The organism is Streptomyces sp. NPDC003011 (assembly GCF_053591515.1).
This window is the reverse complement of the sequence record NZ_JBSFTY010000073.1, coordinates 1-25,302: the sequence shown is the minus strand read 5'-3', so window position 1 is coordinate 25,302 and position 25,302 is coordinate 1. Positions and strand designations below refer to the sequence as shown.

The window sequence follows — 25,302 nt, the reverse complement described above, 5'->3', positions numbered from 1 at the left end:
GCGTACATCGTGACGGAAACCACCGCCTTCCCGCCCCCGGAGGACCCGGAGGGCACCGAACAGCCGACGGCCGACATCGTGCCGTTCCCGCTGAAGAAGAAGACCGACCCCGCCGACCCGGCCGCGCCGACCGGCGAGGGCGCGGTGAAGCCGGGGGAGTGGGAGGCCGAACTCCCCGACACCGACGACCCGGAGGCCGACGGCCTGAGCGAGGGGGCGCCGGTCGACCCGCCGCGCGAGGTCTACCCGCCCTCGGTCGCGGAATGGATGGAGGCCAGGGACAAGGCCCGTATGCCGGTGCTGCCGGACTGGGTGAAGCTCCCTGACCAGCGCACGGCGGTCCGCAAGTGGGCCGTGAGGCACTACTCCGCTGTAGTCGGCTACCACGCCGTGCGCCTGCCGCTGGTCTACACGCCGAAGATCTGCATGTACTCGCCGCGCGGCGCGTGGCGGTGGTCTACCGCGATCGGCCGGTGGGTGTTCGACGCGGAGGGCAAGGGCTTGCGGCTCGCGTCCGTGGCCAACGAGGACGCGGCGGAGTACCTGAAGCTGTCCCGGCAGCGCAACGACCGCGTCCGGCTGCGGGGGATCGTCGCGACGATCGCCGGTTTCGTCGGTCTGGCCGCCGCGCTGACCCTGTACGTCATGGCGCCGTCGTGGCTGCTCATGCTGGCCATGGCGACGCTGGCCACCACCCTCGGTGTGGTCGGGGCGCCGGCGGACCGGCCGCTCATCGACATGGCCAAGGTGACGTTCCGCAAGCGCAAGCTGTCCTCGGACATCGTTATCCGCGCACACGAGGCGGCCGGGCTGACCACCAAGGATCAGACGATTGCCTTCCCGCGACCGATCGGCCGGGACGGGGACGGCTGGCGCGTGATCGTGGATCTGCCGTACGGCAAGACGTTCGAGGACGCGATGAAGGCTCACGCCCGTCTCGCCTCCGGTATGGACATCGCCCCCACTCAGCTCTTCCTCGACAAGGACGAGACGAGCGGGCGGCGGGTGTCGTACTGGATCGCCGACCGTGACCCGCTCGCCGTCCCGTCGGGCAAGTCCCCGCTGCTGGGGGCGACGCGGGTGGACTTCTGGAAGCCGTTCCCGTGGGGTGTCGACGAACGCGGCAACCCGGTCATGGCCACCATGCTGTGGCTGTCTCTGCTGGTAGGCGCCGTGCCGCGTCAGGGCAAGACGTTCTCAGCCCGCACGATCGCACTCGCCGCCGCGTTGGACCCGTACGTGCGCCTGTACGTGTTCGACGGCAAGGCGTCGCCGGACTGGCGCAAGTTCGCGTTGGTCGCGCACCGCATCGGCTTCGGCATCGTCCCGAAGAACGGGGTCGACCCGGTGGGGCATCTGCTGACCTCGCTGCGGGAGTTGAAGGCGGATGTGGAGGACCGGTATCACCGGCTGTCGGAACTGCCGCTGCACGTCTGCCCGGAGGGCAAACTCACCCCGGAGATCAGCCGGGACAAGAAGCTGAACATGCCCCTGACGCTGTTCGTGGTGGACGAGGTGCAGGAGTACCTGACCCACCCCGAGCACGGCAAGGAAATCCTGTCCCTGATGGTCTACCTCGCCCGGGTCGCCCCCGCGGTTGGTGTCTCGGTGATGACGGCGACGCAGAAGCCGGACGACAAGGCGTGCCCGTCAGAGCTGCGTGACCAGCATCAGGCCCGGTTCGCCCTGCGGGTCGGCGCCTACCAGGTGTCGGACACGATCCTTGGTGCGGGGTCGTACTCGGAGGGGTTGGACGCGTCCAAGCTGCTGAAGTCCCACAAGGGCGTCGGTCTGCTCAAGGGCATGTCCGACGACTCCGGGATCGTGCGCACCTACCTCGCCGACGGCCGCGACGCCGAACGTGTCCTGACCAGGGCCGCCGCGTTGCGCGAGGCGGAGGGGACCCTGTCGGGTGACGCGGTCGGCGAGGTCCCGGCGGCGGAGACGTCCGCGACGATCCTTGACGACGTCGCGGCCGTGCTCGGCAAGGGCGAGACCAAGGTGTGGTCGGAAACGGTCGTGGACCGGCTTGCCGACCTGCGCCCGGACGTCTACGGCCCGTGGGCGGTGTTGGAGCCCAAGCCCAAGGCGGAAGCGCTCACCGCAGCGCTCAAGCCGTTCGGCATCGGCACGGGGCAGATCAGCCGGCGCATCGACGGCGAACAGGTCAACAAGCGCGGCATCAAGCGCGACGACATTGCCACCGCGATTACGGAGCGCAACCAGAAGCGGGACGCCGGATAGGTCTCACAGCCTGCTACCGGTAGCGGTAGACGTCGCTACCGGTAGCAACCCTGCTAGCGACCCAAACCGCCCCTGATCAGGCCGCTAGCACGTAGTGGCCGACCTGCGGAAACCCCCTCCCACCCCTCTGAGAGGCCCCCTGATGAGCCTTGCAGCGCTCGCTACCGCATTCCTACTGATAGTCACACTCGGTTACGTCGCCAAGTGCTGGCTGAGCCCGTTCGGGGACTGCCGCAAGTGCGACGGCATGGGCCACGACTTCAAGACCGACCGCAAGGGCACGACCAAGCGCGGCCGTGACTGCCGCCGCTGCGACGCCACCGGCAAGCGCATACGCGTCGGCCGCTGGATCTACAACCGCGCCGCGCGCACCTACCGCGCCGGCACCCGCTGACCCCGCCCGGGAGGCCCCGTGGACATCACCATCTCGCTCGTTCTGTTGCTCGCCGTCGGCGTCGCGCTGCTGCTGCGCTTCAAGGCCGTCGGTGCCGGTGCGGCCGTCGTCGTCGCGCTCTTCGGCTTCTACCTCGCCGGCACCGACGCGAGCGACACCGTCAACCAGCTCGTCACCGCCGTCACCGGCGCCCTCGCCGACGCCGGCCGCTAGAAGGGAGACCAGCACCGTGAACGAACCCACCGCGTACGGCCGTCCGGCCGGGCACGAGGTGGCGGCCGTGGAAGTCCACCGCCCCACCCCGATCGCCCCCGCGCACACCGCGCCGCTCGTACCCGTGCAGCCGGGCACCATCCCGGCCGTGACGAGCATCGTCCTGCCCGACGGCCGCGTCGTCACCGGCTACGCCATCGAGCCCGCCAAGCCCGAACCGGTCGCGCACAAGCCGGCCGTCTCCCGCGCGGCGGTGAACATCGCGCTCGGGGGTGTCGGGTTCCTCGCCGTGTGCGGCGGACTGCTGCTGCTCACCTCGTTCATCGCCGCCCTGACCGCCCTGATCACCCAGCTCGTCATCCTCGCCGCCGTCATCTTCGGCGGCTGGATCGCCGTGCAGGTGTTCAGCGCGAGCGGCCACGGCGGCGGGACGACGGTCAACATCCGCAAGGCCGTCATCAAGCGGAACAAGTTCTACGGCTGAGAAGGAGATCAACAGTCGTGATCCGACTGCGTATCCAGCGCACCGCGCTGCCACGCAACGCCCTGATCCTGACCGACACGCCCCGGCCCGACTGCCGTGACTGCGACGGCGTTGGCGGCATCCCGCACGACTACGGCGACCACAACGGCGAGTACGCCGGTACCGAGTGGGAGCCCTGCCCCTGCTGGACGGAGTGGCGCATGGTCCTGCTGCCGCTCCCGCGCCGATCCCGGTGGCTGCGTCGCCGCGACAACGGCCGTGACCCGTGGGGCCCTGGCGGCTACAGCGACGAACCGCCCTTCTAGCTCCGCCCGTGGGCGGCGGCACTCCCGGACAAGGACAGCCCGCCGCCCACGGTCTCCCAATCCCGACGTAGCAGAACAGGAGACCTTCAGCATGACACCTGACTGCACGACCCGGCTTCCCCTCGTCGAGAATCACCCTGACGGGAACCGCCTGCGGACCGCTCTCGCACTAGCGGCGGCCGGTGTCCCGGTCCTGCCGCTGCGGCGGGGCAAGGTCCCGTTCGGTAACTGCCGTTCCTGCAAGGACGGCGCCTGCGGCGGCCGACCCAACATGAAAGCGGCGGGACCCTGCCAGTGCCCGGCGCCGTGCCACGCGTGGGCCGCAGCGACCACCGACCCGCACATCCTCACCTCGCCCCTGTGGGCGCCGGTGTGGCGTGAGGCGGTGGCCGTCGCCTACCACCCCGGCGGGGCCGGGGTGACTGTGGTCGACCTGGACAACACGGCGGCCGTCGCCTGGGCCCGCGAGACCCTGCCCGCCACCCGCACCGTGCCGACGACGCGGGGCGAACACTGGATCTACCGGGGCGCCATGCCGTCGTCCAACGCGGTACGGCCGGGTGTCGACATCAAGTCCCTGACGCAGTACGCCCGTTGGCTCGGACCCGGAACCGGCCGTATGGCCGTTCTTCCGGCGGCCGTGCGCGCCCTGGTGGTGAAGGAAGACACCACCCCCGCCCGGGGGGAGGTGGCATCTTCCCTTCCCGCCCGCGCCACGTGGTCGCGGCAGGTGGCCATCGGGTGCCGCCACACCGAGCGCTACGTCCGCACCGGCCTGGAACGCGGCCTCGCCCTCGTACGGGCCCGCACCGAATCTGGCGCCGGATCACAGGCGTTCGGCGTCGCCCGGTTCCTCGCTGCACAGCACACCGCGTGTCCCGGACCGTGCGGACTCGCGGCGATCGGTGAGGAGATCGTGTCCGCCGCCGTCTCGGTGGGCGTCCCGGAGACCTACGCGCGCCGCGCGGTCGCCAACGGCCTTGAGACGGCTGTGGAGCGTGCGGCATGAACAAAGCATCCCGAACCCACACGAACGGCCCTCAGGGCGCCGTACAGGGCCCGCCACGGCCGACCGTGGGCGAACCGAAGGTCGCCGCCCGCAAGGGCGTCCTTTCTGCCGTTGGTTCTGGCCCGCAGACGGTCACCGTCACCGGCATCACCCCGGGTCTTCAGATCCAGTGCGAGGGCGTACCGGTCGCGGACTGGCTCTGTGCCTGTGGGCATCACGAACGCGCCCGGGGCCGTGCCGCCGTCATCAGGCTGACTGCCCGCGTTCGCGTCGGCGTCTGCCCCCACATCACCACCGCTGAAGGGAGGGCGGCCTCATGACTCCACAGCCTGTGGACAGCCCCGACCTGTGGGCCGGACTGCCCACCCTGGAAGACCCGCCCGGCGAGGACGAGGCGGCACCGGACGTGTGGGAGGACCCCATCCCTCTCACCGGTCGTCGGGAGCGTCCGCCGTTTCCCGCTCACGTCCTCCCTGCCTGGTTGGGAGAGTTCGTGGTGGCCGTCGCGGAGGAGACGCAGACCCCGGTGGACCTCGCCGGTTCGATCGCCCTCGCCGTGCTCGCCACGGCGGCCGGCGGCCGGTCGGTGGTCCACGTGCGCGGCAACTGGCGTGAGCCGACCAACCTCTACACGGTGGTCGCGCTCCCGCCCGCGAACCGCAAGTCGGCCGTCTTCGCGCTGTTGACCAACCCCCTGTATGAGGCGGAGAAGCAGCTCAAGACGGCTATGCAGCCCGTGATCGTGGAAGCGGAGTTGACGGCGCGGTTGGCCAAGGAAGCGGCGGACAAGGCCGCTGCCAAGGCCGCGTCCGCCGACGGCGACAAGCGGGATGAGATGGTGGCGACCGCCGTGGGCCTCGCGCAGACGGCCGACACGCTCACTGTCCCGGCCGAACCGGTGCTGTTGGCGGACGACTCGACACCCGAGACGGTCACCTCGCTCATGGCGGAACAGGGTGGCCGGCTGTCGGTGATGAGCGCTGAGGGCGGCATCTTCGACATCATCGCCGGCCGCTACTCGGGAGCTCCCAACATGGAAGTCTTCCTCAAGGGGCATGCCGGGGACCGGCTGCGGGTGAACCGGCAGACCCGCCGCGAGTACATCGACGCCCCCGCCCTGACCATCGGCCTGGCCGTACAGCCGGACGTCCTGAGGGACATCGGGAAGGTGAAGGGGTTCGAGGGACGCGGACTGCTGGCCCGCTTCCTGTACTCCCTGCCGGTGTCCACGGTCGGTGAACGCGAGATCATCACCGACCCGGTTCCCGAGCAGACGGCCGCCGCCTACACCACCCGGGTCATCGACCTCGCTCTGTCCCTGGCGGAATGGACCGACCCGGCCGTCATCCAGCTCACCCCGGAAGCGGACGCGGCGCTGATCGCCTATCAGAAGCGCATCGAACCGCAGCTCAAGGCACGCGGCGGCAAACTGGGCCACATCTCCAACTGGGCCGGAAAGCTCGCCGGGGCAACCGCCCGCATGGCCGCGCTGCTGCACCTCGCCGAACACGGCGGCAACGGCTACGCCCACCCCGTCACCGAAGACACCATGAACGCGGCGATCGAGCTGGGGGACTACTACACCGCCCACGCCCTCGCCGTGTTCGACGTCATGGGCGCCGACCCGGTCCTGTCCCGCGCCCGCAGCGTGCTGGAAGCGCTGAGGGACAACGGATGGGAGGACGTAAGCCGACGGGACGTGTTCACCGTCCTGTCCCGCAGCGAAGTTCCCACCGTCGCCGACCTCGAACCGGCCCTCGCGCTGCTGGAAGACCACGGATACCTGCGGTCCTACCAACCCGAGCGCACCGGCAAGCGCGGACGCCCCCCGGCGCTCCGCCTGTTGGCCCACCCCGCCCTGCGCCACGGCGGCCGGTGACCCCCGCTCGCGCGCACAACCCCTCCCGCACAAACCGCGAAATCCGCAAAAAATCCCGGACCCCTCGCTGACCTGCGGCGCGACCCTCGCCCCCTCCTAGCCGGGGGTCCGTCGCACAATCCCGCGATATTCCGCAAAAAGACCGACCACCACCCCGCGAGCGGACCGGCCGCCAGCCGCCCCTGATTTTTGCGGAATATCGCGGGTTTCTGCGGAGCGCCGTCCACCGCCACCCGCGAACCACATCACCGCAGGTCAACGACATCCCCCGGCTTTCTGCGGATTTTGCGGTTTGTGCGGCGGCACCTGCCCATGAACTCAGCCCTACAGGAGTGAGCCGTGGACGAACCCACCACCCTCCCCCTCGCCCCCGCCGAAGACCCGACCCTCGTTCTTCTCAAGGTCGAAGAGGCCGCCCGCCGCCTCCGCATCGGCCGGACCAAATGCTTCGCCCTCATCCGCACCGGCGCACTGGAGTCCGTCATGGTCGACGGACTCCGCAGGGTCCCGGCCGACGCCCCGGCCGCGTACGTGACCCGACTCCGTACCGCCCAACGCGCCGCTTGACGACGCCCGGGGCGGCGGCACTCCCGGACAGGACAGCCCGCCGTCCCGGTCTCCAATCCCGACACGCAAGAAACAGGAGCCTGCCTGTGGCAGAGGACAAGAAGAAGCGCACACGACAGCCGAACGGCCGAAGCTCGATCTACTTCGGCAAGGACGGTAAGTGGCACGGCCGCGTCACCGTGGGCGTCCGCGACGACGGCACGCCGGACCGCCGCCATGTCGAGCGCAAGACCAAAACCGAGGTAGCGGAGGCTGTCCGAGAGCTGGAGAAGCAGCGAGACGCCAAGACCGTACGGAAGCCCGGCAAGGCGTGGACGGTCAAGGCGTGGCTGACCCACTGGATTGAGAACGTCGCGCCCCTCGCCGTGAACGACAACACGATGGTCGGGTACGGCGTGGCCGTCCGGAAGCACCTCATTCCCGGCCTGGGTGCTCACCGTCTCGACAGGCTGAAGCCCGAGCACATCGAGGTGTTCTACGCCAAGATGCAGGCCAACGGCAGCAAGCCCGCGACCGCTCACCAGGTGCACCGGACCTTTCGCGCCGCGCTCAACGAGGCTGTGCGGCGGGGGCATCTCGGCAAGAACCCGGTGCTGTTGGCTAAGGCGCCGAAGACGGGGGATCACGAGGTAGAGCCCTACACCGTCCAAGAGGTACAGCGACTGTTGAAGGCCGCTGACCAGCACCGAAACTCCGCACGGTGGGCCGTCGCCCTCGCGCTCGGTCTGCGGCAGGGCGAGGTGCTGGGCTTGCAGTGGGCCGACGTGGACCTTGACGGTGGATTCCTCGTAGTCCGCCGTAGCCGCCACCGGCCGCAATACGCCCACGGGTGCCCCGAGCCCTGCGGACGCAAGGCTGCCGGGTACTGCCCGCAGAAGCGACGGACCAACCCGGAGTTGACCGTCACCAAGTCGCGCGCCGGTCGCCGTGCGGTCGGCCTCCCCGAACAACTCGTTGACCTACTCCGTGAGCACCTCAAGGCGCAGGAAGCGGAGAGGGAGGCGGCCGGGAAGCGCTGGGAGGAGAACGGCCTGGTCTTCCCGGATGAGCACGGCCGTAGCCCGTCCCACCGTCGCGACTGGACTGAGTGGAAGGACCTCTTGGCTGAGGCGAAGGTGCGGGATGGTCGGCTGCACGACGCGCGTCACACGGCCGCCACGGTTCTGCTCATCCTCGGTGTCCCCGAGCGCGCCGTCATGGGCCTCATGGGGTGGTCGACCACGGCCATGGCCGCCCGCTATCAGCACATGGTGGACGCCGTGCGGACGGACATCGCGAGGCAGGTGGACGGCCTGATCTGGAAGCCCGAGACGGACCGGCCGGACGATGACGACGACGGTGCGGCCGGCGCTCTCGTACCGGCCAACTGAGACGGCAACTGAGACGGACGGCCAAAAAGGGTGGCACCCCGCATGGGGTGCCACCCTTTTGATTTGCCTGGTCAAGGCTATAGAGGCCGTGGCGGGATTCGAACCCGCGTAACTCGCTTTGCAGGCGAGCCCCTGAACCGCTCGGGCACACGGCCTTGTTGGTGACTTGACCGTAGAGGGGCGGGTGGGGCGGGCTCAAGGGAACCGGCGGTGGTGCAACGGGACTGCCATACGCCGTTCATGAAAGGGGTGGTGTGTGGGTGCGGGCGTACGACCAAGGTCTCAGGACGAGGCCTTCTTTCGACAGGGGTCAAAGGGGGGCATGGCCCTTACTCTGGCGACCATGACCGCCCTGGAACCCCGCGACACCGGTGTCGCGGACACGCCTGTCCCGGACCCCTCCAACCCGGGCCGCCCCGGCCCCGACTCCTCCAGCCCTGACTCCTCCGGCCCGGACTCCTCCGGCCCTGACTCCTCCGGCCCGGACTCCTCCGGCCCCGACTCCTCCTGCCCGGACTCCTCCGACCTCGATCCCTCCGCCCCGGATGCCGCTGCCCCGTCCGTTGTGGCCGAGGGCGACGAGACCGTGCTGAGCCGTGCGTACCGGGCGCTCAGCGTCGGGATCGTGTCCGTCGTGCTGCTGATCGCGTTCGAGGCGACGGCGGTGGGGACGGCGATGCCGGTGGCGGCCCGGGAGCTGGACGGGGTGCCGCTGTACGCGTTCGCGTTCTCGGGGTACTTCACCACCAGCCTGTTCGGCATGGTGCTCGCCGGGCAGTGGTCGGACCGGCGCGGCCCGCTCGGGGCGCTGACGACCGGCATCGCCGCCTTCGCCGCCGGGCTGCTGCTGGCGGGGACGGCGACCACGATGTGGCTGTTCATCCTCGGCCGGGCCGTGCAGGGACTCGGCGGCGGGCTGGTGATCGTCGCGCTGTACGTCGTCGTGGGACGCGCCTACCCGGAGCGGCTGCGGCCGGCGATCATGGCGGCGTTCGCGGCCAGTTGGATCGTGCCGTCGATCGTCGGGCCGCTCGCCTCCGGCGCGGTGACCGAACACCTCGGCTGGCGCTGGGTGTTCGTCGGGATCCCGGTGCTGGTGGTGTTTCCGCTCGCGCTCGCGCTGCCTCAGATACGGCGGCTGGCGGCGGGCCCGGTGGGCGTGGCCGAGACACGCGGGGCCGAGGCGGCAAAAGGCAAGACGGCAGAAGGCAAGGCGGTAGAAGGCAGGGCGGTAGAAGGCAGGGCGGTAGAAGGCAAGGCCGAGGCGTCCTTCGGGCCGCGCCGGATCCGGCTCGCCCTCGGGATCTCCCTCGGCGCGGGACTGCTCCAGTACGCGGCCCAGGACCTGCGGTGGATCTCGCTGGTCCCCGGTCTCGCGGGCGCCGCGCTGCTGGTGCCGGCGGCCCGGGGACTGCTGCCGCGCGGCACCTACCGGGCGGCGCGCGGACTGCCCTCCGTCGTGCTGCTGCGCGGGGTCGCCGCAGGGTCCTTCATCGCCGCCGAGTCCTTCGTGCCGCTGATGCTGGTCACCCAGCGGGGGCTGTCGCCGACGATGGCCGGCTTCTCGCTCGCGGCGGGCGGCGGGACCTGGGCGCTGGGGTCGTGGGTGCAGTCGCGGTCGCGCGTGGAGCCGTACCGGGAACGGCTGATGACGCTCGGGATGCTGCTGGTGGCCGCCGCCATCGCGGCCGCGCCGAGCGTGCTGATCGACGCCGTGCCCGCCTGGACGGTGGCGGTCGCCTGGGGCTTCGGCTGCTTCGGGATGGGGCTGGTGATCTCCTCGACCAGCGTGCTCCTGCTCCACCTCTCCGCCCCGGAGGAGGCCGGCAGCAACTCCGCCGCCCTCCAGATATCCGACGGCCTGTCCAACGTGGTCCTGCTGTCGGCGGGCGGCGCGGCGTTCGCGGCACTCGGTGGCGGCACGGTGAGCCATGCGGCGACCGAGGCGTCCGGGACGCATCCGGCGGCCTTCGCGGCGGTGTTCCTGCCGATGGCGGGGGTGGCGCTGGTGGGGGCCTGGGTGGCGACGCGGGTGCGGGCGGTGACCACCGGGTGACACCGGCGTTCTCCGCGCGGGTGTTCTCTGTGATGTGAATCCCAACCAGGCGTGACCCGGCACGGTCGGGACGTCGACCCCACCGGGCCGCCGGTAGGGTGGCCCGGTTGTCATACGTACCCGAGTCGTCAGAACCGTTCGTCGAGCCGCCCGCCCGCCCGTCACCCACCCACCCACCCCACCACCGCCCTGCCCGACGCGCTCCGCGCGGCCCCTCCCATTCGACCCCCGAACCGGAGACCGTGACTACCACCGCCGCCTCCTCCCATCACCTTTCGCCCGCCTTCCCCGGCCGCGCCCCCTGGGGTACCGCCGGCAAGCTGCGTGCCTGGCAGCAAGGGGCGATGGAGAAGTACATCCAGGAGCAGCCGCGTGACTTCCTCGCGGTCGCCACACCCGGCGCCGGAAAGACGACCTTCGCGCTGACGCTGGCGTCCTGGCTGCTGCACCACCATGTCGTGCAGCAGGTCACCGTGGTCGCGCCGACCGAGCACCTGAAGAAGCAGTGGGCCGAGGCGGCCGCCCGGATAGGGATCAAGCTGGACCCGGAGTACAGCGCGGGGCCGCTCGGCAAGGACTACCACGGCGTCGCGGTGACGTACGCGGGTGTGGGCGTGCGGCCGATGCTGCACCGCAACCGTGTCGAGCAGCGCAAGACCCTGGTGATCCTCGACGAGATCCACCACGCCGGTGACAGCAAGTCGTGGGGTGAGGCGTGCCTGGAGGCGTTCGAGCCGGCGACCCGGCGTCTCGCGCTCACCGGTACGCCCTTCCGGTCCGACACCAACCCCATCCCCTTCGTGACGTACGAGGAGGGGAACGACGGGATCCGGAGGTCCGCCGCCGACTACACGTACGGCTACGGGTCCGCCCTGTCCGACGGCGTCGTCCGGCCCGTCATCTTCCTCTCCTACAGTGGCCAGATGCGGTGGCGGACCAAGGCCGGCGACGAGATCGCCGCCCGGCTCGGCGAGCCGATGACCAAGGACGCGATCAGCCAGGCCTGGCGTACGGCGCTGGATCCGCGCGGCGAGTGGATGCCCAGCGTGCTGCGCGCCGCCGACCAGCGGCTGACCGAGGTCAGGAAGGGCATCCCGGACGCCGGAGCCCTCGTCATCGCCTCCGACCAGGACTCGGCCCGCGCGTACGCCAAGCTCATCCGGGAGATCACGGGCGACAAGGCGACACTCGTGCTGTCCGACGACGCCGGGGCGTCCAGCAGGATCGACGAGTTCAGCGGCAGCAACGACCGGTGGATGGTCGCGGTGCGGATGGTGTCCGAGGGCGTCGACGTCCCGCGGCTCGCGGTCGGGGTGTACGCCACGACCATCTCCACGCCCCTCTTCTTCGCCCAGGCCGTCGGGCGTTTCGTACGGTCCCGGCGGCGCGGCGAGACCGCCTCCGTCTTCCTGCCGACCGTCCCCGACCTGCTCACCTTCGCCAACGAGATGGAGGTGGAGCGGGACCACGCCCTCGACAAGCCGAAGAAGGAGGGCGAGGAGGACCCGTACGCCGAGTCCGAGAAGGAGATGGAGGAGGCGAACAAGGAGCAGGACGAGGACACCGGCGAGCAGGAGCAGTTCGCCTTCGAGGCGCTGGAGTCGGAGGCCGTCTTCGACCGGGTTCTCTACGACGGCGCCGAGTTCGGCATGCAGGCCCACCCGGGGAGTGCGGAGGAGCAGGACTACCTCGGGATTCCGGGCCTGCTGGAACCCGATCAGGTGCAGCTCCTCCTCCAGAAGCGGCAGGCCCGGCAGATCGCGCACAGCCGCAAGAAGCCGGACGAGGAGGCCGACCTGCTCGAACTGCCCGCCGAGCGGCGGCCGGTGGTCTCGCACAAGGAGATGATGGAGCTCCGCAAGCAGCTCAACACGATGGTCGGCGCGTACGTCCACCAGAGCGGCAAGCCGCACGGGGTCATCCACACCGAGCTGCGGCGGGTGTGCGGCGGACCGCCGAGCGCGGAGGCCACGGCCGGGCAGCTGCGGCAGCGGATCGCCAAGGTGCAGGAGTGGGCCACGCGGATGCGGTGACGCCGGTGCCAGTGCCGGTGCCAGTGCCAGTGCTGGCGGGTGTCGAGGTCGGGGTGCTCTTCCGTCGGGCCGGGCCCGGGTGCGGTGTGAGCTGGGGTGAGTGCGTTGCGTGCAAGGGTCGTGCACACCGCGTGTGCACGCCGTACGTAACGGGGCAAACGTGGGGGGTTCCCTCGCGGTCACTGACCGGATTCTGGACGGAGACTTCCGCTGAGCGAACCGGCTTCGCTACTGTCCCGCTACGCACACGCCCCGTGGCAGCGCCGCCGCGGAGCGCAGCCGTGAAGCGACGCGGTCCGGACAGGCCGGGCCGCCGACCGATCGGCGGCCTCTGAAGCGCGTCGCCGACGGGACTCGGTGACGCATCGACCGCGACGGGGGCTGTCGACCTCACCACTTAAGGAGTGGGCGTCGTGACCGCGGAGACCTCTCAGACGCTCGACCGGGGCCTCAAGGTCCTCAAGCTGCTGGCCGACACCGACCACGGGCTGACCGTCACCGAACTTTCCCACAGACTCGGAGTGAACCGGACCGTCGTGTACCGGCTGCTCGCCACGCTGGAGCAGCACGCACTCGTACGGCGTGATCTGGGCGGGCGCGCACGGGTGGGACTCGGAGTGCTGCGCCTGGGCCGCCAGGTGCATCCCCTGGTACGGGAGGCCGCGCTGCCGGCGTTGCGCTCGCTGGCGGAGGACATAGGGGCGACGGCCCACCTGACGCTGGTCGACGGGGCGGACGCGCTGGCCGTGGCGGTCGTCGAGCCCACGTGGACGGACTATCACGTGGCCTACCGGGCCGGGTTCCGGCATCCGCTGGACCGGGGGGCCGCGGGCAAGGCGATTCTCGCCGCGCGGCAGCAGGTGCTGGAGGAGCCCGGCTACATGTTGACGCACGGGGAGCTGGAGGCCGGGGCCAGCGGGGCGGCGGCGCCGCTGATCGGGGTGACGGGGGTCGAGGGCAGCGTCGGGGTGGTGATGCTGGCGGACGCGGTGCCGGAACGGGTGGGACTGCGGGTCGTGGACGCGGCTCGGGAGGTCGCGGAGGCGTTGCGGTGAGGTGCGGTGTGCGGTGCGGGGTCCGCCCTGGTCGACCTGGGCCTGGCCGCGGCGCGGGGCCGCGTTAGATTGATCCCGTGCTCTCTCGTCTCACGCGCCCCCGGGCCGTCGCCGTCTGCGCTCTGCCCGTCGTGGCCCTGATCGCCACGGCGGTGTTCGCGCCGCTGCCGTTCTCGCTCGCGCAGCCCGGTCTGACGGCGGACGTCCTCGGCGAGAACAAGGGCACCCCGGTGATCACCGTCTCCGGTGCGCCGACCCGGGACACCAGCGGGCAGCTGCGCATGACGACGATCGAGGCGACCAACCCGGACACGCGCGTCTCGCTCGGCGAGGTGATCGACAGCTGGTTCCGCACCGACGAGGCCGTCATGCCGCGCGACGCGGTCTACCCGAGCGGCCAGAGCGTCAGGGAGATCGAGCAGCACAACACGGCGGAGATGGAGCAGTCCCAGGACGCGGCGACCGAGGCCGCGCTCACCTACCTGGACCTCAGTGACAAGGACGTCAAGGTCACGCTGAGGCTCGCCGACGTCGGCGGCCCGAGCGCCGGTCTCCTGTTCAGCCTCGGCATCGTCGACAAGCTGGACGGCGACGGCAGCGGCGGCGACCTCACGGGCGGCCGGATCATCGCCGGTACGGGGACCATTGACGCCGACGGGACGGTCGGCGCGGTCGGGGGAGTGGCCCTGAAGACCCAGGCCGCGCGCCGGGACGGGGCGACGGTGTTCCTGGTGCCCGAGGCGGAGTGCTCGGACGCGAAGGCCGAGCTGCCGAAGGGGCTGCGGCTGATTCCGGTGACCACGCTGAAGGGCGCGGTCAGCTCGCTGACGGCGTTGGAGAGCGGGAAGGGAACCGTCCCCAGCTGCTAGGGCCGCCGCTGGAGCTGCCTGCTCAACTGCTGGGCGCGAAGGCCGGCTTCGGCGTCGCCAGCCGCAGGCCCACCTCCACGAGGGCCCAGCCCAGCCGGGTCCGGAGGCTGTGCCGCTGCCGCGCACCGGTGGCGAGGCGGTGGGTGTCGGCCAGGGCCTGGAGTTCGGCGGTACGCGCGTGGTGCAGGGCGAGATGGATGTCGGGATGCATCGGCGGTGCCTCTCAGTCCGTGATCAGCGGGAAGGCGTGCGTGTGCAGGCGTACCTGGGCCGCGTCGGTGTCGTCCTCGGCGGCGGCCCGGTCGCGGTACGTGTCGATCAACGCGTGCATCTGCTCGATGAGTTCGCGGGTGAGCTCGGGCGTCAGCCGTAGCGTCGCGCTGCTCATGTCCCAGACGCGGTTCCACTCCTCGGGCCAGGAGGCCCGGTTGCCCAGCCAGGTCGACAGGTCCTGGGTCTGGGTGGTCGCGACCTGGTGCAGGTATACGTCGGCAGCTCCGCGCACGGCCGGATCGGCGTCAGAGAACAGTGCGTCGTCGAACCGCAGGCCCCGGTGAACTGCTTTCCACCATCGCTCCCTCCCCTTGCCTCGCTCGGGCGCGTCCTCGACGAAGCCGTGGGCGGCGAGCTGTCGCAGGTGGTAGCTGGTGGCCCCGCTCGACTCGCCCAGCTTCTCGGCGAGTTGTGAGGCGGTGGCCGGACCCCCGAAGCGCAGGGCGTCGAGCAGCTGCATCCGCAGGGGATGCGCGAGGCCGCGCAGGGAGCGGGCGTCGAGGCTGCGGACCTGGGGATCCTGGTGGTTCTGGGGCTCGTTCACGTTGACAAAGGTATCGTTGCAAAGAACGCTTTGCAACGATACCTTTGTAACTCGTTCTTCGTACCCAGCTCACCCCTCCTCGACGAACCCCTCCTTCTTCAGCCAGTCCAGCGCCACCCGGTGCGGATCCTCCCCCTCGACATCCACCTTCGCGTTCAGTTCCTGCGCCACCGCGTTGTCCAGCTTCCTCGTGATCGGGTCGAGGACGTCCGCGATGGCCGGCCACTTCTTCAGGGTCCTGGAGTTGATCTCGGGCGCCGCGTTGTAGTTGGGGAAGAACTTCCTGTCGTCCCGCATCACCGCCAGGTCCATGGACTTGATGCGGCCGTCGGTGGTGAAGACCTCCCCGTACACGCAACTGCCCTTCGCGGCCTGGGTGTAGATGATCCCCGTGTCCATCTGCGTGATCCGGGACGCCGCCACGCTCATCCCGTACGCCTTCTGCATGCCCGGCAGACCGTCGGCGCGGTTGGCGAACTCGCCCTCCACGCACAGCGTCACCGCGCCGGGGTCCTTCTTGGACAGCGCGGCCACGTCCGACAGTGTCCTCGTGCCGTACTTCATGGAGTTGGCCCGGTTCATCGCCAGGGCGTAGGTGTTGTTGAGGGACGCCGGCGCCAGCCAGGTCACTCCGTTCTTGAGGTCGGCGTCGCGCACCGCCTCCCACTGCTGGCGCGGGTCGGTGATCGGATCGCTGTTGCCGAGGTACGTGATCCACGCGGTGCCCGTGTACTCGTACATGCCGTCCGCGTCACCGGACCTGACCGCCTCCCGGGCCCCGATCGAGCCCTGGATGCCCGTGCGGTCGAGCACCTCCGCGCCGGCCGCCTCGAAGGCGATGCCCATGATCGCGCCGAGGACGAGCTGCTCGGTGAACTCCTTGGAGGTCACGGTCAGGTCGGCGCCCTTCAGCGGCTCGCCCTTCCCGACGGATCCCGGCCCGACGTCGTCGGCCATCGGGGAACCGCTGGTCAGACCGCAGCCGGACGCCAGCACCAGCGCGCCGACGACCCCGCAGCAGACGCGTCTCATGTCCCCGCCTCCAGCCCTCGCGGCCGCAGCAGCAGTTCGGCCAGTGACGCCAGCCAGTCGACCAGCAGGGCGAGGACGACCGTGAGGACCGAGCCCAGCACCAGGACCGGCATCCGCTGGTTGGTGATGCCGGTCGTGATCAGCACGCCGAGACCGCCGCCCCCGCCGAAGGTCGCCAGGGTCGCCGTGCCGACGTTGAGGACCAGGGCGGTGCGGACGCCCGCCAGGATCAGCGGGACGGCCAGCGGCAGCTCCACCCGGGTCAGCACGCCCAGCGGGGACATGCCGATCCCGCGGGCCGCCTCCAGCAGCGTCGGGTCGTTCGCCTTCAGGCCGGCGATGGTGTTCGACAGCACCGGCAGGACGGCGTAGACGATGATGCCGATCAGGGCCGCCCGCATGCCCGTGCCGAGCCAGATCACCAGCAGGGCGAGGAGCCCGATCGCCGGGGTCGCCTGGCCCGTGTTGGCGAACGACATGGCCACCGGGGCGGCCTTCCGGAACGCCCGCCGGGTCAGCAGGATCCCCAGCGGGATCGCGATGATCAGCACGAAGAAGGTCGAGATCGCCGTCAGCTCGATGTGCTGCCACAGCGCCTTGGTCACCTGGCCGTCCGACAGCGCGTTCACGGAGATCGAGTCCAGGTCGGCCTGCTGGAACCACAGCCAGGTCGCCAGCAGCACCACCACCAGCGCCGCGGGCAGGAACGTCAGCTGCTGCCAGGCGATCCGTCGCGCCAGACGGCTCGGGGGCGGCGGCGGGGCTTCGGGCTCGTCCGGTTCGTGCGGCGCGGGACCGGTCAGGCCCTCGGGGACGGTCACGCCTTCGTCCCCCCTCCGGCGCCCTCCTGCTCGGCGTGCGTCTGCGCGGCCCGCAGCTCCTCCAGGTCGTGCCGGTGCGCCCTCGCCTCCAGCCGGTCCGCCTCCATCAGTTCGTGCACGGAGTTCATCAGCGTCTCCACGTCGACCACGCCCGTGTACTCGCCGCGCCGCCCGGTGACCGCCACCCGCCCCGAGCTGTCGGTGAGCACCGCCTCCAGCGCGTCCCGCACGGTCGCGTCCCGGGTCACCGTGTCGTTCACCAGCGTCCCGGCGCGGGCCAGCGAACCCCTGGCGCGCATCAGGTCACCGCGCCGGAGCCACTTGTAGGGCCGGCCGCGCTTGTCCAGCAGCAGGATCTCGTTCGTACCGCTGGAGCGGAGCTTGCTGAAGATCTCCTGGAGGGGGTCGTCCACGGTGACCGTCGGATACTCGGTGATCTCCACATCCCGGACGCGGGTCAGGTTCAGCCGCTTCAACGCCGCCCCCGCGCCCACGAAGCCGGACACGAAGTCGTCGGCCGGGTGGGTGAGGATCGCCTCCGGGGTGTCGAACTGGGCGATGTGCGACCGCTCCCGCAGCACCGCGATCCGGTCGCCCAGTTTGATCGCCTCGTCGAAGTCGTGCGTGACGAAGACGATCGTCTTGTGCAGCTCGTGCTGCAACCTGATCAACTCGTCCTGCAGATGGTCACGGGTGATCGGGTCGACCGCGCCGAACGGCTCGTCCATCAGCAGGACGGGCGGATCGGCCGCCAGCGCCCGCGCCACGCCCACGCGTTGCTGCTGACCCCCGGACAGCTGGCGCGGATAGCGGCCGTGGAACTCGCCCGGATCCAGCCCGACGAGGTCGAGCATCTCCTCCACCCGGTCCCTGATCCGCGCCTTCGGCCAGCCGGTCATCCCCGGGACGAGCCCGATGTTCTGGGCGACGGTCATGTGCGGGAAGAGACCGGAGGACTGGATGGCGTACCCGACCTTCCGGCGCAGCTTGACCGGATCCATGTGGGTGACGTCCTCGCCGTTGATGCGGATGCGGCCACCGGACGGCTCGATCAACCTGTTGATCATCTTGAGCGTGGTCGACTTGCCGCATCCCGACGGGCCCACGAGGACGACGATCTCGCCCGCCTTGATCCGCAGCGTGACGTTGTCGACGGCGGGAGCGGGACTGCCGGGATACCGCTTGGTGAGGTTCTCCAGCTCGATGGAGGCACCGGAGGTCGCTGTCTCAGGCACGGATCCCCCTGGGAATGGTCAGCCGTCCGATCAGGACGTACGCGGCGTCGAACAGCAGGGCCAGGACGATGATCCCGAGGGTGCCCGCGAGGACCTGGTTGATCGCGTTCTTGCTGCCCAGGGAGGCGAGGCCGCGGAAGATCACGTTGCCGAGGCCGGGCCCGGAGGCGTAGGCGGCGATCGCCGCGATGCCCATCAGCATCTGCGTCGAGACCCGGATCCCGGTCAGGATCGGCGGCCAGGCCAGCGGCAGTTCGACCCGCATCAGCCGTGTCACGCGGGACATCCCGATGCCCCTCGCCGCGTCCACCAGCGAGGGATCCACCCCGCGCAGACCGACGATCGCGTTGCGCACGACCGGCAGCAGCCCGTACAGCGTCAGCGCGACCACCGTGGGCGCGACGCCCAGACCCACGACCGGGACCAGCAGACCGATCATGGCGAGCGAGGGAATGGTCAGGATCGTCGACGTGGTGGTGGTCGCGAGGGCGCCGGCCCACTCGCTGCGGTAGGTGACCACACCGATCAGCACACCGGTCAGCGTCGCCACGACCATGCACTGGAAGACGGCGCTCGCGTGCTGCCAGGCGTCCGTCAGCAGTTGCTGGTGGCGGCTGCCCAGGTACTCCCAGAAGTTCACATCCGCTCACCTCGGGTCGGCGTCAGGTCCCCTCCCGGTCCTCCGCCGCCTGCTCCACCAGCGGGATGACCCGCAGCGGGACAGGGTTCTCCATGACGATCGCGGTGGAGGCCCGGACGATCCCATCAAAACCGACAACCAGGTCGATGACCCGCTGGAGATCGGCGTTCGACCGGGCCACCAGCCGGCACAGCATGTCCCCGGTGCCGGTGGTGGTGTGCAGCTCCAGCACCTCCGGCACGGTCGCCAAGTGCGCCCGCACGTCCGCCCCTTGCCCCTGCCGGATCTGGAGGGTCGCGAACGCCGTGACCGGGTAGCCGAGCGCCGCCGGGTCCACCTCGGGACCGAACCCGCGGATGACTCCGTTCGACTGAAGCCGGTCCAGCCGCGCCTGCACCGTCCCGCGGGCCACCCCCAGGCGCCGGGACATCTCCAGCACGCCGATCCGCGGCTCCCGCGCCAGCAGCACGATGATCCGTCCGTCCAGCCGATCGATCCCCACGGCGCCCTCCAGGCACTGGTCATCCTGCACAGAAAGCCCGCCCGCACCGGCGTGGCACTGGTCATGTTGCCCAGCGAAAACGCGAACTATTGCGCACCTTGCCAGGACAGGGCGACGCTTCGGCTATGACGCAGACCACACACCTCACTCCCGACACCGCCCGGCAGGCCGATCCCTTCCCGGTCAAGGGAATGGACGCGGTCGTCTTCGCCGTGGGCAACGCCAAGCAGGCGGCGCACTACTACTCCACCGCCTTCGGCATGAAGCTGGTCGCCTACTCCGGACCGGAGAACGGCAGCCGCGAGACCGCGAGCTACGTGCTGGAGAACGGCTCCGCCCGCTTCGTCCTCACCTCCGTCATCAAGCCCGCCACCCCCTGGGGCCACTTCCTCGCCCAGCACGTGGCCGAGCACGGCGACGGCGTGGTCGACCTCGCCATCGAGGTCCCGGACGCGCGCGCCGCGTACGCCTACGCGATCGAGCACGGCGCCCGCCCGGTCGCCGAGCCGTACGAGCTGAAGGACGACAACGGCACGGTCGTCCTCGCCGCGATCGCCACCTACGGCGAGACCCGCCACACCCTGGTCGAGCGCACCGGCTACGACGGCCCCTACCTCCCCGGCTACGTGGCCGCCGCCCCGGTCGTCGAGCCCCCCGCCCACCGCACCTTCCAGGCGATCGACCACTGCGTCGGCAACGTCGAACTCGGCCGGATGAACGAGTGGGTCGGCTTCTACAACAAGGTCATGGGCTTCACGAACATGAAGGAGTTCGTGGGCGACGACATCGCCACCGAGTACAGCGCCCTGATGTCGAAGGTCGTCGCCGACGGCACCCTCAAGGTCAAGTTCCCCATCAACGAGCCCGCGATCGCCAAGAAGAAGTCCCAGATCGACGAGTACCTGGAGTTCTACGGCGGCGCCGGCGTCCAGCACATCGCGCTCAACACCAACGACATCGTCGAAACCGTACGCACCATGCGCGCGGCCGGCGTGCAGTTCCTCGACACGCCGGACTCGTACTACGACACCCTCGGCGAGTGGGCCGGCGACACCCGTGTCCCCGTCGGGACCCTGCGCGAGCTGAAGATCCTCGCCGACCGCGACGAGGACGGCTACCTCCTGCAGATCTTCACCAAGCCGGTCCAGGACCGGCCGACCGTGTTCTTCGAGATCATCGAACGGCACGGCTCGATGGGCTTCGGCAAGGGCAACTTCAAGGCCCTGTTCGAGGCGATCGAGCGGGAGCAGGCCAAGCGGGGCAACCTGTAGTCACCTCTTCGCGTCCATCACGGGCACGTCCGCCACGGACGGCTCACCCAGCTCGGCCAGCGCCGCCCGGGCCGCCCGCGCGTGGACCGGCGAGAAGTACGGGTTGATCCGCAGCGCCTCCTGGAGATGCCTGCGGGCCGGCCCGTACCGCTCCAGCGCCCGCTCGATCACGCCCCGGTGGTAGGCGTACGGCGCACTGCGTACGCCACCGCCCTTGGCCTCGTCCGTCGCCACCGTCGCGAACCGCAGCGCCTCCTTGTCCCGGCCCGCCCGGTGCAGCGCCCAGCCCAGCGCGTCGGCCACCGCGGTGCCCGGCTGCCGGGCCCACTCGGCCCGCAGCCGCCGCACCGCGGCCCGCGGATCCCCGTGGTCCGCCTCGAACCGCCCCAGCACCAGCTCCTCGTCGGCCCCGCCCGCGGCGGCGCCGCGCACCCGCGCCCGCAGCAGGTCGTACTGCACCCGCGCCGCCTGCCCGAGCCCCAGCGACTCGTACAGCTCGCCCAGCTCCAGCGCGTACTGGGGACACGGCTGCTTGGCCAGCGCCACCCGGTAGGCGTTCAGCGCCTCCGTCGTCCGGCCCAGCGCGGCCAGCGCCCGCCCCTGCCCGGCCTGCGCGGCCCGCTGGTCCGGGTCCAGGCGCACGGCCTCCTGGAAGTGCCGCAGCGCGTCCGCCGGGTCGCCGCGCTCCCAGGCCAGCTGCCCGGCCCGCTCCCGATAGGCCGCCCGCTCGGCCGGTGCCTCGGCCGCCGCCGCCGCGTCGGCGAGCTGGGCCGCCGCGTCCTCCCGCCAGCCCCGGTCCCAGTAGACGGCCGCGGCCCGCGCCATCACGTCCGGCCCCGAGCGCAGCTCCATCAGCCGCTCCAGGGCATCCTGGGCCGCCTTGTGGTCACCGAGGCCGGTGTAGGCGTCGATCAGGTGCGGATACGTCCTCCAGCGTCCGGGCTTCAGCTTCCGCGCGGCCTCGGCCCACTTCCGGGCGGCCGGGAAGTCGCGGCGCGCGTTGGCGAGGGCGGCGAGCCCGCCGAGCGCCTCCGTGTTGCCCTTCGCGCGCACCTTCAGCGAGGTCCGCAGGGCCCTCTCGGCCCGCGGGTAGTACGCGGGGTCCGCGGTCCGCCGCCCCTGCTCCACATAGGCCGTCCCGAGCACCGCCCAGGACCGGGCGTCCCGGGGACGCGCCCGCACCCGGGCCTCGCGCTCGCCGATCAGCACCGCCAGGTCGGGCAGCGCGGCGGGCACCCCCGCGGCGACCGCCGCCCGTGCCTGTTCCCCGGGCGCCGGTGCGGGCGCCCGGGTCGCCGTCCGCTCCCAGGGCAGCAGCACCAGCACCCCGCCGAGCACGGCGGCACACCCGGCGACCGAGGCGATCAGGACACGTCGTGCCCTCGGTCCCAGCACCGGCGCGGGAGTCTCCTCTTGGTTCTCCATGGCGCTCACTGTGCGTCCCCGCGACGACCGCGCCCCGGCATACGGCGGTTGCCGCAGACGGGGTTCACACCGATGGCCGGGGGTGCGAACCTGTGATCATGAGCCGTATCGAAGCGCCTCGCGACGAAGCGACCGGCAACCTCTTCGACCGTCTGCTGGATGGCCTGCCCGCCGACGCCGTCCTCACCGACCCGGACGTCACGGCCTCCTACGCCCACGACATGGCGAGCTTCTGCCCGGCCGGCGCCCCCGCGGCGGTCGTGCTGCCGCGCACGGTCGAACAGGTCCAGCACGTCATGCGCACCGCCACCGAGCTGCGGATCCCGGTCGTCCCGCAGGGCGCCCGCACGGGCCTGTCGGGCGGTGCCAACGCCTCCGACGGCTGTGTCGTGCTGTCCCTGACCAGGATGGACCGGATCCTGGAGATCAACCCGGTCGACCGCATCGCCGTCGTCGAACCCGGCGTCATCAACGCGACCCTCTCCCGCGCGGCCGGCGAGCACGGCCTGTGCTACCCGCCCGACCCCTCCAGCTGGGAGACGTGCACGATCGGCGGCAACATCGGCACCGCGTCGGGCGGCCTGTGCTGCGTGAAGTACGGGGTGACGGCGGAGTACGTCCTCGGCCTGGACGTGGTGCTGGCCGACGGGCGCCTGATGTCCACCGGCCGCCGCACCGCCAAGGGCGTCGCCGGATACGACCTCACCCGCCTCTTCGTCGGCTCCGAGGGCTCCCTCGGCATCGTCGTACGGGCCACCCTGGCCCTGAAGCCGCAGCCGCCCGGGCAGCTGGTGCTGGCGGCCGAGTTCCCGTCCGGGGCCGCCGCCTGCGACGCCGTGTGCCGGATCATGGCGGACGGCCACGTGCCGTCCCTCCTCGAACTGATGGACCGTACGACGGTCAAGGCCGTCAACGACCTCGCGCACATGGGACTCCCCGAGAGCACGGAAGCCCTGCTGCTGGCCGCCTTCGACACCGCGGACCCGGCCGCCGACCTGGCCGCCCTGGGCGCGCTGTGCGAGGCGGCCGGCGCCACCCAGGTCGTCCCCGCCGACGACGCGGCCGAGTCCGAACTCCTGCTCCAGGCGCGGCGGCTGTCGCTCACCGCGCTGGAGGCGGTCAAGGGCACCACGATGATCGACGACGTGTGCGTGCCCCGCTCCCGGCTCGGCGAGATGCTCGACGGGGTCGACCGGATCGCCGAGAAGTACCGGCTCACCATCGGAGTCGTCGCCCACGCCGGCGACGGCAACACCCACCCCACCGTCTGCTTCGACGCGGCGGACCCCGAGGAGTCCCGGCGCGCCCGGGAGTCCTTCGACGAGATCATGGCCCTCGGCCTGGAGCTCGGCGGCACGATCACCGGCGAGCACGGCGTGGGCGTCCTGAAGAAGGAGTGGCTGGCACGCGAGATCGGTCCGGTCGGGGTGGAGCTGCAACGGCAGATCAAGCAGGTCTTCGACCCGCTCGGCATCCTCAACCCGGGCAAGCTGTTCTGACCCCCGCACCCCGGCACGGTCACCGGGCGAGCAGCTGGTCGAGCGCGTCGTCGATGCCCAGCTGCCCGCCCTCGGTCCCCGGGGGCACCACCCGCAGCGTCCGCTCCAGCCAGGCGGCCACCTGGGCGGCCGGGGCCTGGAGGAGAGCGTCACCATCAGGTGAACTCAGCGCCATCAGGACGACACCGCGGCCCTCCGCCTTCCTCGGCCACACCCGCACGTCCCCGTGCCCGCTCGGCCGGAACACCCCCTCCACCAGCAGGTCGCGGGAGAACGTCCAGTGCACCGGCCGGCCGGAGGTGATGTGGAAGGTGACGTGGACGGCGTACGGGTCGTCGGAGCGGTAGGCGAGCCGGGCCGGGACCGGGATGCTGCGCTCCGGGGACAGGATGAGTTCGAGCTCCAGTTCGCGCTCGACAACAGTGCGGTGCATGGCGGGTGTTCCTCTCTCGCGCTGACTCGTACGGGCCGGCGGTGGTCCGTACGAGGGGAGACGGGGAGGGGAGGCGAGCATTACGCGGAATCGGAGAACTTTTCTCCGGGACTGTGGAACAGGTGCACACCGTTGCCCGGAAAGGGGTGGGTCCGGCGGGACTGGCGGTGGGGGTTGCGCCGGTCTGATAGATGTGGAGGCCCCCATTTGACCCCCGAGCAGATACGGGACGACGGACATGAGCGCCCCAACCCCGGCCCCCGGTGACGACAGGCCCCGCGAAGGGTATTACCCGGACCCGTCCATTCCTGGATATGTCCGGTACTGGAACGGTGCCGCCTGGGTACCGGGCACCAGCCGTCCGGCACCGACGGACGGCGTACCGCTCGCCCCGCCGCCCAGTGCCGGCCCGGCCCACTCCCCGGCGGCTGCGGCCGCCCCGGTCGAGGAGACGGGCCCGCACTTCTTCGACGAGGATCCGGTCGACGGATCCGGCCCGGCCCCGGCGGCCGGCGCCCAGCACGGCGACCGGCCCCCGTCCGCCGCCGCCTGGGGCGCCGACCGCTCCCGGCAGTCCGGCTTCGGGGGCGACCAGGACCGCCGGGTGTCGTGGGGGTCACCGCCTCCCCAGGGCGCCCAGCAGAGCGCTCCGCAGGGAGCCCCGCAGGCCGCCGACCCGAGGGTGCCGCGCGCGGCGGAACCGGCCGGCGGTCCGGCCCGGCCCGAGGGCCACTCCGCCCGTACGGACGGCACCGCGACGATCCCGCCCGCCGAGCGGGACGCGGGCGGCAGCACGTTCGTCTTCCGCAGGCCCACGGCCGGGACCGGGCAGGCGGCGGGCGCCGCCGCCCCGGGCGCGCCCGGCGTTCCGGGTCCCGGCGGCCCCGCCGCCGACGAGGGCACGGTGACCTTCCGCGCGCTCTCCCCGCGCACGGCCCGGCAGGGCGGGGCGGCGGGGGCGCACCAGGGGAGCACGGGCACCCCGGGCGGCGGGAACGCCCCGTCCGCGCAGGGCGCGGTCCCCGGAGCGTTCGGCGCCCAGTTCTCGGCGGGCGGCGGCACGGGACCCGCCGGGCCGGCCGGTGGTCCGGGCGGCCCCCGGCTGGCCTCTGTAGGCCATGTCCGCCACCTGCCATCCGGGATCGCTGA

25 protein-coding genes and 1 tRNA gene are annotated in these 25,302 nt (G+C 71.3%); 16 read left to right on the top strand and 10 right to left on the bottom strand.

From position 1 onward, the window contains the following. The first annotated feature begins 9 nt into the window (after positions 1 to 9). From ACWD0J_RS30830 to ACWD0J_RS30790, 9 genes are all read left to right on the top strand, one after another. Positions 10 to 2,244, top strand: coding sequence for a cell division protein FtsK (locus ACWD0J_RS30830; RefSeq protein WP_451499123.1), 2,235 nt, complete (start codon positions 10 to 12; stop codon positions 2,242 to 2,244). Positions 2,245 to 2,386: 142 nt separating this feature from the next. Further along, a complete protein-coding gene (locus ACWD0J_RS30825) occupies positions 2,387 to 2,638 on the top strand; it encodes a hypothetical protein (protein ID WP_451499122.1) in 252 nt (83 codons plus the stop codon). An 18-nt stretch (positions 2,639 to 2,656) separates the two neighbouring features. Beyond that, entirely contained in the window at positions 2,657 to 2,851 is a 195-nt protein-coding gene (locus ACWD0J_RS30820) for a hypothetical protein (protein ID WP_360221557.1), read from the top strand. 16 nt (positions 2,852 to 2,867) lie between these two features. After that, positions 2,868 to 3,335 carry a hypothetical protein gene (locus ACWD0J_RS30815; protein WP_451499121.1) on the top strand — a complete coding sequence of 156 codons (468 nt, stop codon included), beginning with the start codon at positions 2,868 to 2,870 and terminating at the stop codon, positions 3,333 to 3,335. Positions 3,336 to 3,352: 17 nt separating this feature from the next. After that, positions 3,353 to 3,640, top strand: coding sequence for a hypothetical protein (locus ACWD0J_RS30810; protein WP_451499120.1), 288 nt, complete (start codon positions 3,353 to 3,355; stop codon positions 3,638 to 3,640). Between the two features lie 91 nt (positions 3,641 to 3,731). Beyond that, entirely contained in the window at positions 3,732 to 4,649 is a 918-nt protein-coding gene (locus ACWD0J_RS30805; RefSeq protein ID WP_451499119.1) for a bifunctional DNA primase/polymerase, read from the top strand. Between the two features lie 331 nt (positions 4,650 to 4,980). Beyond that, positions 4,981 to 6,528, top strand: coding sequence for a YfjI family protein (locus tag ACWD0J_RS30800; RefSeq protein ID WP_451499138.1), 1,548 nt, complete (start codon positions 4,981 to 4,983; stop codon positions 6,526 to 6,528). A gap of 339 nt (positions 6,529 to 6,867) precedes the next feature. Beyond that, entirely contained in the window at positions 6,868 to 7,095 is a 228-nt protein-coding gene (locus ACWD0J_RS30795; RefSeq protein ID WP_093910947.1) for a MerR family transcriptional regulator, read from the top strand. Between the two features lie 86 nt (positions 7,096 to 7,181). Then, positions 7,182 to 8,465, top strand: a complete 1,284-nt coding sequence (locus ACWD0J_RS30790; RefSeq protein WP_451499137.1) for a tyrosine-type recombinase/integrase — start codon at positions 7,182 to 7,184, stop codon at positions 8,463 to 8,465. 83 nt (positions 8,466 to 8,548) lie between these two features. Here ACWD0J_RS30790 and ACWD0J_RS30785 read toward each other — a convergent pair. After that, positions 8,549 to 8,620: transfer RNA gene (locus ACWD0J_RS30785), tRNA-Cys, on the bottom strand. 188 nt (positions 8,621 to 8,808) lie between these two features. Here ACWD0J_RS30785 and ACWD0J_RS30780 point away from each other — a divergent pair. The 4 genes from ACWD0J_RS30780 to ACWD0J_RS30765 all read left to right on the top strand — a co-directional run bounded on the left by ACWD0J_RS30780 (position 8,809) and on the right by ACWD0J_RS30765 (position 14,478). After that, positions 8,809 to 10,521, top strand: coding sequence for an MFS transporter (locus tag ACWD0J_RS30780; RefSeq protein ID WP_451499118.1), 1,713 nt, complete (start codon positions 8,809 to 8,811; stop codon positions 10,519 to 10,521). A 242-nt stretch (positions 10,522 to 10,763) separates the two neighbouring features. Then, complete coding sequence (locus ACWD0J_RS30775) at positions 10,764 to 12,554, top strand: DEAD/DEAH box helicase (protein ID WP_451499117.1); 1,791 nt, start codon at positions 10,764 to 10,766, stop codon at positions 12,552 to 12,554. 413 nt (positions 12,555 to 12,967) lie between these two features. After that, positions 12,968 to 13,609: an IclR family transcriptional regulator gene (locus tag ACWD0J_RS30770; protein ID WP_451499116.1), complete on the top strand. Its 642-nt coding sequence runs from the start codon at positions 12,968 to 12,970 to the stop codon at positions 13,607 to 13,609. Between the two features lie 77 nt (positions 13,610 to 13,686). Continuing rightward, positions 13,687 to 14,478: a YlbL family protein gene (locus tag ACWD0J_RS30765; protein WP_451499115.1), complete on the top strand. Its 792-nt coding sequence runs from the start codon at positions 13,687 to 13,689 to the stop codon at positions 14,476 to 14,478. A 22-nt stretch (positions 14,479 to 14,500) separates the two neighbouring features. On the opposite strand, the gene ACWD0J_RS30760 is transcribed toward ACWD0J_RS30765, so the two are convergent. From ACWD0J_RS30760 to ACWD0J_RS30730, 7 genes are all read right to left on the bottom strand, one after another. After that, entirely contained in the window at positions 14,501 to 14,689 is a 189-nt protein-coding gene (locus tag ACWD0J_RS30760) for a hypothetical protein (protein ID WP_451499114.1), read from the bottom strand. Positions 14,690 to 14,701: 12 nt separating this feature from the next. Continuing rightward, the gene (locus tag ACWD0J_RS30755; RefSeq protein ID WP_451499113.1) at positions 14,702 to 15,295 is read right to left on the bottom strand and encodes an ArsR/SmtB family transcription factor; all 594 of its coding nucleotides are present in this window, start codon (positions 15,293 to 15,295) and stop codon (positions 14,702 to 14,704) included. Between the two features lie 69 nt (positions 15,296 to 15,364). Further along, on the bottom strand, positions 15,365 to 16,327 hold the full coding sequence (locus tag ACWD0J_RS30750) for a glycine betaine ABC transporter substrate-binding protein (protein WP_451499112.1): 963 nt from the start codon (positions 16,325 to 16,327) through the stop codon (positions 15,365 to 15,367). After that, positions 16,324 to 17,148: an ABC transporter permease gene (locus ACWD0J_RS30745; protein WP_451499111.1), complete on the bottom strand. Its 825-nt coding sequence runs from the start codon at positions 17,146 to 17,148 to the stop codon at positions 16,324 to 16,326. Before ACWD0J_RS30745 ends, ACWD0J_RS30750 begins: the two co-directional genes overlap by 4 nt. Continuing rightward, a complete protein-coding gene (locus tag ACWD0J_RS30740; RefSeq protein WP_451499110.1) occupies positions 17,145 to 18,383 on the bottom strand; it encodes an ABC transporter ATP-binding protein in 1,239 nt (412 codons plus the stop codon). The genes ACWD0J_RS30745 and ACWD0J_RS30740 overlap by 4 nt, the downstream gene beginning before the upstream one ends. Then, on the bottom strand, positions 18,376 to 19,023 hold the full coding sequence (locus tag ACWD0J_RS30735; RefSeq protein ID WP_451499109.1) for an ABC transporter permease: 648 nt from the start codon (positions 19,021 to 19,023) through the stop codon (positions 18,376 to 18,378). Before ACWD0J_RS30735 ends, ACWD0J_RS30740 begins: the two co-directional genes overlap by 8 nt. A gap of 22 nt (positions 19,024 to 19,045) precedes the next feature. Beyond that, the gene (locus ACWD0J_RS30730) at positions 19,046 to 19,525 is read right to left on the bottom strand and encodes an Lrp/AsnC family transcriptional regulator (RefSeq protein ID WP_451499108.1); all 480 of its coding nucleotides are present in this window, start codon (positions 19,523 to 19,525) and stop codon (positions 19,046 to 19,048) included. A gap of 125 nt (positions 19,526 to 19,650) precedes the next feature. Between ACWD0J_RS30730 and hppD the strand changes: the two genes are divergently transcribed. After that, entirely contained in the window at positions 19,651 to 20,796 is a 1,146-nt protein-coding gene (gene hppD / locus ACWD0J_RS30725; protein WP_451499107.1) for a 4-hydroxyphenylpyruvate dioxygenase, read from the top strand. On the opposite strand, the gene ACWD0J_RS30720 is transcribed toward hppD, so the two are convergent. Next, positions 20,797 to 22,221, bottom strand: coding sequence for a tetratricopeptide repeat protein (locus tag ACWD0J_RS30720; RefSeq protein WP_451499106.1), 1,425 nt, complete (start codon positions 22,219 to 22,221; stop codon positions 20,797 to 20,799). It lies immediately after the preceding gene. Positions 22,222 to 22,313: 92 nt separating this feature from the next. Between ACWD0J_RS30720 and ACWD0J_RS30715 the strand changes: the two genes are divergently transcribed. Continuing rightward, entirely contained in the window at positions 22,314 to 23,720 is a 1,407-nt protein-coding gene (locus ACWD0J_RS30715) for an FAD-binding oxidoreductase (RefSeq protein ID WP_451499105.1), read from the top strand. Positions 23,721 to 23,739: 19 nt separating this feature from the next. Here the strand turns inward: ACWD0J_RS30715 and ACWD0J_RS30710 are convergent, their stop codons facing one another. Next, entirely contained in the window at positions 23,740 to 24,153 is a 414-nt protein-coding gene (locus ACWD0J_RS30710) for an SsgA family sporulation/cell division regulator (protein ID WP_451499104.1), read from the bottom strand. A 238-nt stretch (positions 24,154 to 24,391) separates the two neighbouring features. Here ACWD0J_RS30710 and ACWD0J_RS30705 point away from each other — a divergent pair. Continuing rightward, positions 24,392 to 25,302: DUF2510 domain-containing protein (locus tag ACWD0J_RS30705; protein ID WP_451499103.1), on the top strand; the 911-nt coding region annotated here is incomplete at its 3' end.